The organism is Achromobacter sp. 10T422 (genome assembly GCF_056394065.1).
Genome location: NZ_JBFTHD010000001.1, coordinates 877,011 through 890,299, shown reverse-complemented (window position 1 = coordinate 890,299; position 13,289 = coordinate 877,011). Strand labels below are relative to the sequence as shown.

13 protein-coding genes are annotated in these 13,289 nt (G+C 64.5%); 8 read left to right on the top strand and 5 right to left on the bottom strand.

Annotated features, from left to right (window positions below; all coding sequences use genetic code 11):
• The first annotated feature begins 190 nt into the window (after positions 1-190).
• Both hpaE and hpaD read left to right on the top strand, forming a co-directional pair.
• The gene (hpaE, locus tag AC1DB0_RS03770) at positions 191-1,657 is read left to right on the top strand and encodes a 5-carboxymethyl-2-hydroxymuconate semialdehyde dehydrogenase (protein ID WP_346550477.1); all 1,467 of its coding nucleotides are present in this window, start codon (positions 191-193) and stop codon (positions 1,655-1,657) included.
• A gap of 27 nt (positions 1,658-1,684) precedes the next feature.
• A complete protein-coding gene (gene hpaD, locus AC1DB0_RS03765) occupies positions 1,685-2,536 on the top strand; it encodes a 3,4-dihydroxyphenylacetate 2,3-dioxygenase (protein ID WP_476756564.1) in 852 nt (283 codons plus the stop codon).
• A gap of 3 nt (positions 2,537-2,539) precedes the next feature.
• On the opposite strand, the gene hpaR is transcribed toward hpaD, so the two are convergent.
• On the bottom strand, positions 2,540-3,004 hold the full coding sequence (gene hpaR / locus AC1DB0_RS03760; RefSeq protein ID WP_175169386.1) for a homoprotocatechuate degradation operon regulator HpaR: 465 nt from the start codon (positions 3,002-3,004) through the stop codon (positions 2,540-2,542).
• A 188-nt stretch (positions 3,005-3,192) separates the two neighbouring features.
• Positions 3,193-3,843 carry a hypothetical protein gene (locus tag AC1DB0_RS03755; protein ID WP_342065931.1) on the bottom strand — a complete coding sequence of 217 codons (651 nt, stop codon included), beginning with the start codon at positions 3,841-3,843 and terminating at the stop codon, positions 3,193-3,195.
• A gap of 342 nt (positions 3,844-4,185) precedes the next feature.
• Between AC1DB0_RS03755 and radA the strand changes: the two genes are divergently transcribed.
• The 3 genes from radA to AC1DB0_RS03740 all read left to right on the top strand — a co-directional run bounded on the left by radA (position 4,186) and on the right by AC1DB0_RS03740 (position 6,783).
• Entirely contained in the window at positions 4,186-5,547 is a 1,362-nt protein-coding gene (gene radA / locus AC1DB0_RS03750) for a DNA repair protein RadA (protein WP_054424929.1), read from the top strand.
• A 13-nt stretch (positions 5,548-5,560) separates the two neighbouring features.
• On the top strand, positions 5,561-6,370 hold the full coding sequence (locus AC1DB0_RS03745) for a sulfite exporter TauE/SafE family protein (protein WP_054424932.1): 810 nt from the start codon (positions 5,561-5,563) through the stop codon (positions 6,368-6,370).
• A gap of 173 nt (positions 6,371-6,543) precedes the next feature.
• Positions 6,544-6,783 (top strand): hypothetical protein, encoded by a 240-nt coding sequence (locus tag AC1DB0_RS03740; RefSeq protein ID WP_050730069.1) that lies wholly within the window; start codon positions 6,544-6,546, stop codon positions 6,781-6,783.
• Positions 6,784-6,907: 124 nt separating this feature from the next.
• Here the strand turns inward: AC1DB0_RS03740 and AC1DB0_RS03735 are convergent, their stop codons facing one another.
• The 3 genes from AC1DB0_RS03735 to AC1DB0_RS03725 all read right to left on the bottom strand — a co-directional run bounded on the left by AC1DB0_RS03735 (position 6,908) and on the right by AC1DB0_RS03725 (position 10,073).
• Positions 6,908-7,864, bottom strand: a complete 957-nt coding sequence (locus tag AC1DB0_RS03735; protein ID WP_054425556.1) for a 2-hydroxyacid dehydrogenase — start codon at positions 7,862-7,864, stop codon at positions 6,908-6,910.
• A 115-nt stretch (positions 7,865-7,979) separates the two neighbouring features.
• Entirely contained in the window at positions 7,980-8,948 is a 969-nt protein-coding gene (locus tag AC1DB0_RS03730) for a Bug family tripartite tricarboxylate transporter substrate binding protein (RefSeq protein ID WP_476758602.1), read from the bottom strand.
• A 123-nt stretch (positions 8,949-9,071) separates the two neighbouring features.
• Positions 9,072-10,073 carry a Bug family tripartite tricarboxylate transporter substrate binding protein gene (locus AC1DB0_RS03725; protein ID WP_342065929.1) on the bottom strand — a complete coding sequence of 334 codons (1,002 nt, stop codon included), beginning with the start codon at positions 10,071-10,073 and terminating at the stop codon, positions 9,072-9,074.
• A gap of 226 nt (positions 10,074-10,299) precedes the next feature.
• Here AC1DB0_RS03725 and AC1DB0_RS03720 point away from each other — a divergent pair, with 226 nt between their 5' ends.
• From AC1DB0_RS03720 to AC1DB0_RS03710, 3 genes are all read left to right on the top strand, one after another.
• Complete coding sequence (locus AC1DB0_RS03720) at positions 10,300-11,229, top strand: dihydrodipicolinate synthase family protein (RefSeq protein ID WP_175169382.1); 930 nt, start codon at positions 10,300-10,302, stop codon at positions 11,227-11,229.
• 104 nt (positions 11,230-11,333) lie between these two features.
• Positions 11,334-12,107 carry a FadR/GntR family transcriptional regulator gene (locus AC1DB0_RS03715; protein WP_175169381.1) on the top strand — a complete coding sequence of 258 codons (774 nt, stop codon included), beginning with the start codon at positions 11,334-11,336 and terminating at the stop codon, positions 12,105-12,107.
• Positions 12,108-12,174: 67 nt separating this feature from the next.
• Positions 12,175-13,287 carry an Ldh family oxidoreductase gene (locus AC1DB0_RS03710; protein ID WP_175169380.1) on the top strand — a complete coding sequence of 371 codons (1,113 nt, stop codon included), beginning with the start codon at positions 12,175-12,177 and terminating at the stop codon, positions 13,285-13,287.
• The last annotated feature ends 2 nt before the right edge of the window (positions 13,288-13,289 follow it).

Below are 13,289 nucleotides of genomic sequence, written 5' to 3'. Positions count from 1 at the left end.
GGGCTGCAACGGGGCTGCAACGGGCGCGGCAACCGAGGAGCAGCCGTGCCGCAACGCCAAATGCAAGCAACCCCGCTGCCCTCCGCTAGTGGTTATCAGACGTTGACAGCCTGCCTTTCGCCGGCATAATGTTAACGTGTTAATTAAAAAGTGGCGGCCATCACCGCCGAGCACGGGACGAGGAGCCGCGATGAGCATCAAGCACTGGATCAATGGGGAGCAGGTCGACAGCCAAGACCGCTTCATTACCTACAACCCGGCCACGGGCGACGCCATCGACGAAGTGGCGTCGGGCGGCCAGGCCGAAATCGACGCCGCCGTGTCCGCCGCGGCGGCCGCCTTTCCAAAATGGGCCAACACGCCCGCCAAGGAACGCGCCCGGCTGATGCGCCGCCTGGGCGAACTGATCGACCAGAACGTGCCCATGCTGGCCGAACTTGAAACGCAGGACACCGGCCTGCCGATCTCGCAAACCCGCAAGCAGCTGATTCCGCGCGCCTCCGAGAATTTCAATTTCTTCGCCGAGGTCTGCACGCGCATGAACGGGCATACCTATCCCGTCGATGACCAGATGCTGAACTACACGCTGTACCAGCCGGTGGGCGTGTGCGCGCTGGTGTCGCCGTGGAACGTGCCTTTCATGACGGCCACGTGGAAAACCGCGCCGTGCCTTGCGCTGGGCAACACGGCAGTGCTGAAGATGTCTGAACTCTCGCCACTGACAGCAGATCAGCTGGGCCGCCTGGCCCTAGAAGCCGGCATCCCCGCCGGCGTGCTGAACGTGGTGCAGGGCATGGGCGCAACGGCGGGCGACGCGTTGGTGCGCCACCCCGGCGTGCGCGCCATCTCGTTTACCGGAGGCACCGTCACCGGTAAAAAAATCATGGCCAGCGCCGGCGGCATCAAGAAGTTCTCGATGGAACTGGGCGGCAAGTCGCCCGTGCTGATCTTTGATGATGCCGATGTCGAGCGCGCGCTGGACGCCGCGTTGTTCACCATCTTTTCGTTGAATGGTGAACGCTGCACGGCGGGCTCGCGCATCTTCGTGCAAGAAACCATCTACGCCGACTTCGTGCGCAAATTCGCCGCGCGCGCCGAACGGCTGGCGGTGGGTGACCCGATGAATGACGCCACGCATGTGGGCGCGATGATCACGCGCCAGCATTGGGAAAAGGTAACGGGCTACATCCAGCTGGCCGAGCAAGAGGGCGCGCGCATCCTGGCCGGTGGCGCAGGCAAGCCGGCCGGGCTGCCGGCGCATTTATCCGGCGGCAACTTCGTGCGCCCGACCGTGCTGGCCGACGTCGACAACCGCATGCGTTGCGCGCAGGAAGAAATCTTCGGCCCCGTTGCCTGCCTGATCCCGTTCAAGGACGAGGCCGAAGGCTTGGCGCTGGCCAATGATGTCAAATACGGCCTGGCGTCCTACATCTGGACAAGCGACATTGGCCGCGCCCACCGTCTGGCGCGCGGCATCGAGGCCGGCATGGTGTTCATCAACAGCCAGAACGTGCGCGACTTGCGCCAGCCGTTCGGCGGCACCAAGGAATCCGGCACGGGGCGCGAAGGCGGCGAATACAGCTACGAGGTCTTCGCCGAAATCAAAAACGTCTGCGTGTCGATGGGCAGCCACCACATACCGAAATGGGGCGTTTGAGCCCCTGCACCCAAGGAGACAACCATCATGGGCAAGCTTGCGCTGGCGGCGAAAGTGACGCACGTGCCGTCGATGTATCTGTCGGAACTTCCCGGCAAGCACCACGGCTGCCGCGAGGCCGCCATCCAGGGCCACCGCGAAATCGGCCAGCGTTGCCGCGATCTGGATGTGGATACGATTGTGGTGCTGGACGTGCACTGGCTGGTGAACGCGGGCTATCACGTGAACGCCAATGCGCGCTTTGCGGGCCGCTACACCAGCAACGAACTGCCGCACTTCATCAAGGACATGGACTACGCCTACGGCGGCAACCCTGAACTGGGCCGCCGCATCGCCGAATGCGCCAACGCGGCGGGCGTGGGCACGCGCACGCACGAGATCGACAGCCTGGAACTGGAATACGGCACGCTGGTTCCCATGCGCTACATGAACGGCGACGGCCGTTTCAATGTGGTGTCGGTGGCGGCATGGTGCGCCTGGCATGGTCTGGATGAAAGCCGGCGCTTCGGCGCCGCCTTGCGTCAGGCGATCGAGGCCAGCGATAACCGCGTGGCCGTGCTGGCCAGCGGTTCGTTGTCACATCGGTTCAACGACAACAACAGCCCCGAAGCCGCCATGCACCAGATCAGCCGCGAGTTCCATCGTCAGGTGGATCTGCGGGTGGTCGATCTGTGGCGCCAGGGGGATTGGAAGACGTTCTGCGCCATGCTGCCGGAGTACGCCGAGCTGTGCGTGGGCGAGGGCGGCATGCACGACACGGCGATGCTGCTGGGCTTGCTGGGGTGGGACGTTTACGACAAGCCGGTGGAGATCGTCACCGATTACTTCACCAGCTCCGGCACGGGGCAGATCAACGCGATCTTCCCGGTGCCCGACTGAGTTTCAGCCTTCGTCGGCATCGCGCGATGCCGGCGTATTCTGCTTGATCAGGTCGACCATGGTGTCGACGTCGCGGTACAGGCGGTCAAGCAATTCCTTGCCGATCTTGGCTTCGATCTCTTGGTACTTCGCATCCACGTGCGGACGCATCCGGTCGATCAGCTTGTTGCTCTTGGGGGTCAGCGAGATTTCCTGGCGGCGCTGGTCGGCGCTGGAGCGCACGCGCTTGATCAGGCCTTGTTCTTCCATGCCGGCCAGCATGCGGGTCAGGCTGGGGCTAAGGATCTGACAGCTGCGCGCGATCTGGTTCGGTTCCATCGAGCCGACTTCGCTCAAGGTGCGCAACACCCGCCATTGTTGTTCGGTGACGCCGGCCGCGTGCAATACGGGTCGGAAATGCGCCATCAGGGTTTCGCGTGCGTAGAGCAGCAGGTGGGGAAGATTGCGGTGGTGGAAGCTCGGACTCATGGCGGCTATGTTAGCAAGAAGCCACCCGTTTTTTGATCACTGTTTCTTGATCCTGAACGGCTTGCGGCGGKGATGCAACACGGCCCCCGGCGCCGCCGTAATGGGCGGGGCCGGGGGCCGGATCAAGGACGTAAGGTCAGGCCGTGAGTTCGAGCTGTGAGTTCGCCCCGTGAGTTCGGGCCGTGAGCTCAGGCCGGGTTTTGCTGGGCCAGTTCCTGAAGGTCGTCAGGCAAGGTCAGGTCGGGCGCGCCTTGCTGCAATTCGCGCAGCGCTTGCACGGCGTCGTCCTGCTGGTCGTTCTGCATCAGCGACCGGATGTGAGCCACGCGAGCCTCGATATCTTCTTCGCTGAACGCGACGACGTCGGTGGCCGTCGCCTCGGCGGGCTGTGCCGTACCGGCGGCAGCGGCTTCCGGGGCCGGAGCCACTTGAGCCGCCTGGCTCTGGATGGGCTCGGCCGTTGACTCCGACGCCGATGCGGAAACAGAAACGCGCTGGGTGACGGCGGGCGCCGCGGATTTTCCGGCCAGCGCATCGGTCAGGGCGACGGGGGGCGGCGAACGTTCGGCGCTGGTGCCAACTTCATGCGGGGCGACAAGCTGCGCGTTCAGCTCGGGGGCGTCGGCGCTTTCGCGCATGTCCGTCCAGGCGAACAGGCCCGCCACCATCGCGGCGCATGCCGCTGCAGCCCAGCCGGGGTGCCAGCTGTGGCCAGGGTGCCAGGCTCGGCGCACCGCGGCGTCAAGTTCGGGACTGCTCCCGGGTCTGGGCTTACGGTACAGGGCGCGCAGATCCCGTTCATCGTCTTCATCGAAAGGGGGGCGATAGGTAATGCTCATGCGCGTACTCCTCGCGCATACGCCCGGTGGGAGGACGTATTCGCGTTTGACCTTTGCTGGGCGCCGCGCCGGTGGTCCGGCGATCTCGTCGGGGCTGGGGTCTTGTTCCGGTTTATGCGGCTTGTGAGAAGCAGGCCGCGCTGCATCCGTCGATTATGCGCGATTTGCGGGATTCCGGCAGGGAATTTCTTCTATTTGCATGATGTAACTTTGGCCCGTCCCTAATACTGAAAGCAGAATGACAGACTCACGCCCCGCAGCACGTCAATGTGGCCGTTCAATGCGCGTTTTGGTCCCGGTTCTGCGCCCCGGGACGCGAGGGTTGCCAGTACACTTTCGCGCATGGCCAAATCCCGAACCGTATATGTGTGCGCCGACTGTGGCGGCACGACCCCGAAGTGGCAGGGCAAATGCCCGCATTGCAACGCCTGGAACACGCTGGAAGAAACGGTGGAGTCGTCGTCGCCCGCCGCGTCCGCCCACCGCTATGCCCCGCTGGCCTCGGCCAGCCCGGTGCGCAGCCTGTCCGAAATCGAAGCCCGCGAAACGCCGCGCCAGCCTACCGGCCTGGACGAATTTGACCGCGTGCTGGGCGGCGGTCTGGTGGCCGGCGCCGTGGTGCTGATTGGGGGTGACCCCGGCATCGGCAAATCCACGCTGCTGCTGCAAGCGCTGGCTTCGCTGTCCGAGACCACGCCCGTGCTGTACGTGACGGGCGAAGAGTCCGCCGAGCAGGTCGCCTTGCGCGCCCGCCGCCTTGACTTGCAGACCGGCAACGTCAATCTGCTGGCCGAGATCCGGCTGGAAGCCATTCAGGCTGCCGTGTCCGAGCAGAAGCCGACCGTTGCCGTTATCGATTCCATTCAAACCCTGTACAGCGGTGAACTCAGCGCCGCGCCGGGCTCCGTGTCGCAGGTGCGCGAGTGCGCCGCGCAGCTGACGCGGCTGGCCAAGCAGACGGGCATCGCCATCGTCATGATCGGCCACGTCACCAAAGACGGCGCGCTGGCGGGTCCGCGCGTGCTCGAACACATCGTGGACACGGTGCTGTATTTCGAAGGCGATACGCATTCGTCGTTCCGCCTGGTGCGCGCCTTCAAGAACCGTTTTGGTGCAGTGAATGAACTTGGCGTCTTCGCCATGACCGACCGCGGTCTGCGTGGCGTGGCCAACCCGTCCGCGCTGTTCTTGTCGCAACACGAACAGCAGGTGGCCGGTTCCTGCGTGATGGCAACGCAGGAAGGCACGCGCCCGCTGCTGGTTGAAATCCAGGCATTGGTCGATAGTTCGCACGCGCCCAACCCGCGCCGGCTGACGGTCGGGCTGGAAGGCAACCGGCTGGCGATGCTGCTGGCCGTGCTGCACCGGCACGCGGGCGTCACCACGTTCGACCAGGACGTGTTCGTCAACGCCGTGGGCGGCGTGCGCATCACGGAGCCCGCGGCCGACTTGCCGGTGCTGCTGGCCATCATGTCGTCGTTGCGCGACAAGCCCTTGCCGCGTGGCCTGATTGCATTCGGTGAAGTGGGGCTGGCAGGCGAGATCCGGCCCGCGCCGCGCGGCCAGGAACGTTTGCGCGAGGCGGCCAAGCTGGGCTTTTCGATTGCACTCATCCCCAAGGCCAACGCGCCGCGCCAGCCTATCGAGGGTCTGGAGATCTGGGCGGTGGACCGCCTGGACGCCGCGCTGGACAAGCTGCGCTGATCGGGAGCATGTTGTGAGTCTGTTAGTGATCGCCGCGTGCCTGGCCGCGGGTGGCCTGATTGGTTTCATGGGCGGCGTGCTGGGCATCGGGGGCGGTCTTATCGCCATTCCCGCGCTGGTGCTGTTGATGGGCATGTCGCAACAACTGGCGCAAGGCACCGCGCTGATCATGGTGTTGCCCGCCATCACGATGGCGGTGCGCAAGTACAACCAGCAGACCCGCATCGACAAGCGCGTGGCCGCCGCAGGTGCGGCGGGCGCCGTGCTGTTCACGTGGGTGGGCGCGCGTTTGGCGCTGGGTATCGACTCCAGTGTCTTGCGCCGAAGCTTCGCCGTGTTCCTGTTCTTCATCGCCTTGTTCTATGTGTGGCAGACGTGGCGCGCGGGCCGCGTTGCCGCCGGCAATCAGAAACACAAAGAAAAAGCGGCAACGCAAACGCAAAAGCCAACGCGGGCAGCGCCTGCTTTCACGCCCCGTCGTGCGAGCGTCTTGGGCATGTTGTGCGGCACCTTGGGCGGCTTCTTCGGTGTGGGCGGCGCAGTGCTGGCGGTGCCCATCATCACGTCGGTCTTCCGGCTGCCGCAGACCACGGCGCAGGCGCTCGCGTTGAGCATGGTGATTCCGGGTTCCACGATTGCGCTCATCACCTACGGATGGGCGGGTCAGGCGAACTGGATGGTGGGCCTGCCCATGGCGATTGGCAGCTTGCTGTTCGTGCCGGTTGGCGTGCGCTTGGCGTACAAGCTGCCTGAACGCAAGCTGAGAGCCAGCTTCGCGCTGATGCTGTTCGCCACCGTGGCGTTGCTGGCGTTTGAAAGCTGAGTGCGGCGCTGTATTAACACCCCCTGTATTAGCAAACGTTAGCGTCCGAAAGTTTGTGGTTCCGCGTTGAACCTTCCGCGTGCCGGCTCTTCAAACGGAGTACGGGGTAAGCGGCGATGTTGCCGCCCCGTGTCGGATAGGCTTTTAGCCTTGCACATTCAGGAGTTCATGAAATGACGACTCACTCCCGTATCGCTGCGTTCTTATCCACCTCGGCCTTGTGCCTCGGTCTTGCTGCTGCGCCTTCTGCGTTCGCGGCCGGCGCCGATGCCACGACCAAGGCGGGTGATACCAAGACCCACGCGCAGCACAAGCATCACAAGTCTGACAAAACGTCCGCCAAACCGGCGGCCGCGAAATCAGGCACTGCATCAAAGATGGACCATTCCGGCGCCACGACGCCGGCCAAGTAGCAAGCGGCTGAAAAGCCTTAAGTAGTTCCTTTGCAGGAAGACTGCCGATCCCGCGGGGCCGGAAAGTCGAAAGCCTCTCGGTATGGGCACCGAGAGGCTTTTTCGTTTTTGCAGCAGGTGTTTTTTATTCGACCGGCGTAATCACACGGCCCGTATCGAAGTAGGCCTGCAAGTTATCCAGCATCAGGTTTTCCATGCCCAGGCGAGTTTCCAGCGTGGCGCTGCCGATGTGCGGCAGCACGACAGCGTTGTCGCTTTTCTTCAGCGCGTCGGGCACCTTGGGTTCGTGTTCGAACACGTCCAGGGCTGCGCAACCGAGCTTGCCGGATTCCAGCGCCGCCACCAGCGCCGCTTCATCAATGACCGGGCCGCGCGCGATGTTGACGATGATGCCGGTTGGGCCCAACGCTTCCAGCACGGGCTGATTCACCAGATGGCGCGTGCTCGGGCCGCCCACGGTGGCGACCACCAGGAAGTCGGCCCACTTGGCCAGATCCACCAGCGACGCTTCGTAGCCGTACGCGATGTCGTCGCGCTTTCTGCGGTTGTGATAACGCACGTCCATGTCGAAACCCGTGCCACGTTTGGCAATGGCTTCACCGATGCGGCCCAGGCCCACAATGCCCAGCTTCTTGCCGCTGACGCGCTGGCCCAGCGGGATGCTGCCATGCACCTGGCCCCATTGGTCAGCGCGCACAAAGCGTTCGCCCTGGCCCATGCGGCGGGCGCCGGCAATCAGCAGGCCCCAGGCCAGGTCCGCCACGCAATCCGTCAGCACGTCAGGCGTGTTGCTGACCTGTACGCCCCGTTTCTTGGCGGCTTCCACGTCGATGGTTTCGTAGCCCACGCCCCAGCTGCAAATGGCTTTGAGGTCGGGCAGGGCGTTGATGAGTTCCGCGTCGGCGCCGAAGTTGGCCGACGTGACAACCGCGGTGATGCCCTTGCCGTGTTCGGCCAGCGCCGCCTTGCGATCGGGAAACTTCCACAGTTCCACGACGTCATAGCGGTCTGCCAGGCTCTTGTTGGCGGTGGGGGAGCCGGCCAGCGAGCCGACCTGGATGATGCGTTGCTTGGTGGTCATGTTGTCGTACGGGTGGGTGGCGAAAACGGTCATGCTACTTGATTCGGCCTGGGATCAGGCACCGGGGATGCCCGCAGGCATCCCCATGAGCTTATGCCGCGGCTTTAGCCACGGCTCATTCCAGCTGGATGTTGGCTTTCTGAATGACGTCCTTCCAGCGCTTGACCTCGCCTTGCTGGAATTGCGTGAACTGCTGCGGCGTGTTGGCCACCACTTCAAAGCCTAAGCCTTGCAGCGTTTGCTGGGTCTTCGGGTCGCGCAGCGCGGTTTGCAGCGCCTTGGATAATTGCTCCACGACGGCCGGCGGCGTGCCCTTGGGCACGGCGAAGCCTTGCCAGGAATACACCACCATGTCCTTGATGCCCGCTTCCGCCAGGGTCGGCACGTCGGGCAGATCCGGTGCGCGCGCATCGCCCGTAATGGCCAACGCTTTCAGCTTGCCGGCCTTGATGTGGTTCTGTACCGCACCCAGGTTCTGGAACGACACGTTGACTTGTCCGCCGATCAGGTCGGCAATGGCCGCGCCGCCGCCCTTGTAGGGTACGTCGACACCCGTGCTGTCCGTGCGCTGGCGAAACAGCACGGCGGACAGGTGGTCGGACGAACCCGTGCCAGACGACGCGTACGACACGCTGCCCGGATTCTTCTTCGCGTACGCAACCAGCTCGGCCACGGTGGCTGCAGGGAAGGTGGGGGCGGCGACCAGCACGTTCGGGTTGCGCACCGMTTGCGTCAGATATGCAAAATCCTTGCTGGGGTTGTAAGACAGGTTCTTGTACAGCGCTTCGTTGATGGCGAAGGTGCCAATCGACCCGACCATCATCGTGTAGCCGTCAGGCGTGCTGCGAGCCAGCGCCTGCGCGCCAATGGCGCTGTTGGCGCCCGGCTTGTTTTCAACCACGAAGGTCTGGCCCAGGATCTTCGACAGCGCGGGCGTGACCGAACGCGCCGTGATGTCGGACGAGCCGCCGGGCACGAACGGCACGATCATCGTGACGGGCTTGTCGGGGTAGCCGGCCGCTTGTGCAGCCGGCCCGCCAAGTAGAACGGCGCTCGCCGCGGCGGCGCAGATCAGTTTATTCATGGTGTCTCCTGGTTCGCGTGGTGATGAAAAACCCGGCGCTCACGCGTTGCGGCCGGGCCTGAATCGGGGGGCTGAATGTGGACCTGAATCTGAGTCTGAATGTGGAGCGTGATTCGCGTGGGGTCAGTCGACTTTTGCGCCGGAGGTCTTCACCACTTCCGCCCACTTGACGGTTTCCTGCGCCATGAATTGCTTGAACTGCGTGGGCGTATTGCCGGATGGCGTGGCGCCTTGCGCCTGCAACTGCGCCCGCACGGGTTCCTGTTGCAAGGCGGCCGCCACATCGCGCTGAATTTTTTCAACAATGGCGGGCGGCGTGCCGGCAGGCGCCAGCAAACCGAACCAGCTGGATGCCTCATACCCCTTCACGCCCGCTTCGGCCATCGTCGGCACATCGGGCAGTGCGGGCGAGCGCGCGGCGGTGGTAACCGCCAGCGGCCGCAGCTTGCCGCCCTTGATGTAGCCCATGGACGAGGGCAGGTTGTCGAAGATCAGGTCGGCGGACCCGCCCATCACATCGGTCAGCGCGGGGCTGCTGCCCTTGTACGGCACATGCGTCATGCGCGTGCCCGTCATGCTCTGGAATAGTTCGCCCGACAGGTGCGTGGACGTGCCGTTGCCGGTGGACGCCATGTTGACGCTGCCCGGGTTGGCCTTCAGATACTTGATCAGGTCCGCCACCGTGCGGATGCCGTGCTTGTCGGCGAACTTGGGGTTCAGTTCCAGAATGTTCGGCACGGGAATGACGAGCGTGACCGGCACGAAGTCCTTGACCGGGTCGTAAGGCAGTTTGCTGTAGACCGATTGGTTGATGGCATGCGTGCTGACGGTGCCCATCAGCAGCGTGTAGCCGTCAGCGGTGGCGCGCGCCGCCTCGGCCGTGCCGACGTTGCCGCCCGCGCCAGCCTTGTTGTCCACCACCACCGGCTTGTTCCAGCTCTTGCCCAGCTCAGCCGCCACGACGCGCGCGGCGATGTCCGCAGTGCCGCCTGCGGGGAAGGGCACGATGATCTTGACGTCGCGTTCGGGATAGTCGGCGTGGGCGTGGGCTGCGGGCAGCAGCAGCGCCGTCGCCATCAAACAGACGGCAGTGATCAGCCGGCATCGCACGATGGGGGCTTGCATGATGGGTTGTCTCCTCGGTGTGCGCGTGGCCGCGCATCGTTTGTGGGGATGTTGCGCGCCCCTGGCATCGCCCGAGGCGTGTTGCAGCGGGGCGCTCATCGCGCCCCGCATTGTTGATGCCTTTCTACTTGTCAAACAAATATAGGTATTGAGAATTTGCTTGTCAACCAAGTATACTTTTTTCCCATCACTCATCTGACAAGTGCAACCGCCAGGAGCCCCGTTCATGAAAACTACCCCGGTCACCGCCCAGGACCTGCAACGTTCGGTCATCGCCGTGCCGCCGCTCGCCCGCCACGACGATCTGTCCTTGAACGAAGCCGCCAACAAGGCGCTGCTGGGGCATCTGGAGGCCGGCGGCGTGCGCAACGTGATGTACGGCGGCAACGCCAATTTCTACAACGTGGGCGTGAGCGAATACGCGCGCATCGTGGACATGCTGGCAGGCCTGGCGGGATCGGACACGTGGATTCTGCCGTCGGTTGGCCCCGACTACGGCAAGATGATGGACCAGGCCGCCATCCTGCGGTCGCGCGCATTTCCCACCGCCATGCTGCTGCCGATGGCGTTCCCGTACACCGATGACGGTCTCGCCGAAGGCGTGCGCCGCTTCACCGATGCGTTGGGCAAGCCGGCCGTGGTCTACATCAAGTCGGCCGACTACCTGGCGCCGGAAACCGCCGCGCGCCTGATCGAAGAAGGCCGCATCGCCGCGTTCAAGTACGCCGTGGTGCGCGACAACCCGGCAAAAGATGCGTACTTGTCGTCGTTGCTGGAATCCGTGGATTCGCGCTGGATCGTCAGCGGCATCGGCGAGCGTCCGGCCATCGTCCACTACCGCGACTTCGGTTTGAAGAGCTTCACGTCGGGCTCCGTGTGCGTTGCGCCGCGCGGTTCGATGCGCCTGCTGCACCTGCTTGGCGAAGGCCGTTACGACGAGGCCGAAGCCGTGCGCGAACACTATCTGGGCCTGGAAGATTGCCGCGACGGCATCAGCCCCATCCGCGTGCTGCATGACGCCGTCACGCTGTCGGGCGTGGCGGACATGGGCCCGATGCTGCCGTTGTTGACGGGCATCTCGGCGGCTGAACGAGAACGCGTGGCGCCGGTCGCGCGTGCGTTGGCGGCATGGGACAAGGAAGCCGTGGCGGCCTGAGCGTGAACGGGTTCGCTGCATGCCGCTCATTGCATCGCCTGTTGGCGGTACGATGAGCGCTGTTCGCGTCAAGGCGAGCAGGCCCTAAGCATTCAGGAGGTTTCGTGGCCCGATCCAAAGCATCTTCTTCGTCCGAGCCGCAGACGCCCGTCGAGTCCGACGCGTCAGCTTCCCAACCGCTTGAACGCGGGCATCGGGTGCGGCTGGCGGATCAGGTCTACGGACAGATCTTTGAACAGATCGTCTCGGGCGGCCTGAACGTGGGCGACAAGCTGCCATCCGAAAACGAAATATCGGAACGCTTCGGCGTGTCGCGTCCGGTCGTGCGCGAAGCATTGCTGCGTTTGCGTGCAGATGGCTTGATCACCGCGCATCAAGGCTTGGGCACGTTTGTCAGCCATCAGCCCGCGCCGCGTCTGAAAACCTTCAACGATGTGCAGAACGTCAGCGCGTATCTGCGCGCGCAAGAGGTTCGCGTGGCGTTGGAGGGCGACGCCGCGCGTCTGGCGGCGTTGCGCCGCACAGACGAACAACTGAAGAAGATCGCCGATGCGCATGCGGCTTTTGCCGACAGCCTGACGCACGGCCAGGTGTCGCCCGAAGCGGACCTGGCTTTTCACGCCAGCATCGCAGAGGCCAGCGGCAACGACTTCTATCTGGGGGTGCTGGAGAGCATCCACGAATCCATCAACGGTTTCATGCGGCTGACGTTGAGCCTGACGCGCACCGGCTCGCGCCAACGCGCCCAGCGCGTCGTGGATGAACACGCCACCATCCTGGACGCCATCCGCGAACAGGACAGCGAGCGCGCCCGCGTGGCCATGCAATTTCATCTGGGGCAGGCGCGCCATCGGCTGGTGGACCGCGAACGGGACTAGGCGCGCGCAGCCCCTTCCCGCCGCCGCGCCCGGCATCGCACTACCCATAACGAACGGAGACGACTCAGTGCAAGGCAACGTAGCAACAGGAACGGACGTGCAGGTGGAGCAGGTTCGCGAGCAGATTTTGCAGGTGCTGCAAGCGTGGGGCATGGATGAAGATCTGGCGCACACCACGGCGGGTCTGATGGCGCAAACGGATTTGCTGGGCATCGATTCGCACGGCATTTCGATGCTGCCTTCGTATGAAGAAAAATGGCGCGCGGGGTCGCTGCGGCTGGATGCGCGCGCGAAGATCGTGCGCGACAGCGGCGCCAGTGCGTTGATCGACGGCATGGGCGGGCTGGGTTATCCGGTGGCTGCGCAAGCCATGCACTTGGCCGTGGACAAGGCCCTGGAACACGGCGTGGGTGCGGTGTCGGTCTGCAACTCGCATCACTTCGGCGCCGCCGGCGTTTACGCACGCATCGCGGTTGAGCGCGGCGTGGTCGGGCTGGTGACCAGCAGCGCCAACGGCGTCATCATGGTGCCCACGCGCGGCGCCATGCCCATGCTGGGCACCAACCCCATCGCCTTCGGCGCGCCCGCGGCTCACAACGAACCCTTTGTGCTGGACATGGCAACCACCACCGTCGCCGCCAACAAGGTCAAGGTCTACGACTTTCTGGGTAAGCCGCTGCCCCCGGGCTGGGCGGTGGACGGGCAGGGCGGGGCGGTCACAGACGCCGACGCCGCCATGCAGTTCATCTTCAAACGGCCCGAAGGCGGCTTGACGCCGTTGGGCGGCACGCCCGCAATGAGCAGCCACAAAGGCTACGGCCTGGCGATGATGGCGCAGATTCTAGGCGGCACGTTAAGCGGCAGCGCGTTCGCCGCACGCCGCGCGCCCACGCGTCAGCCGGGGGAGCCCGATGACGTCGGGCATTTCTTCCTGGCCTTGAATCCCGATGCGTTCCGTGCGGCCGGGTCGTTTGAGTCCGACATGGATGACTTGATCGATTCGATGCACGACACCCCGCCCGCGAATCCCGACGAACCCGTGTTGGTGGCGGGCGAACCCGAAGCGGCTGAGCGTGCGCGCCGGCTGCGCGCGGGCATCCCCATTTCCGCGGCCTTGGCCGAGCGTTTGCGCGGCATCTGCGAACGCGCGGGCACGCCTTACCTGCTGGACGACAAGTAGGC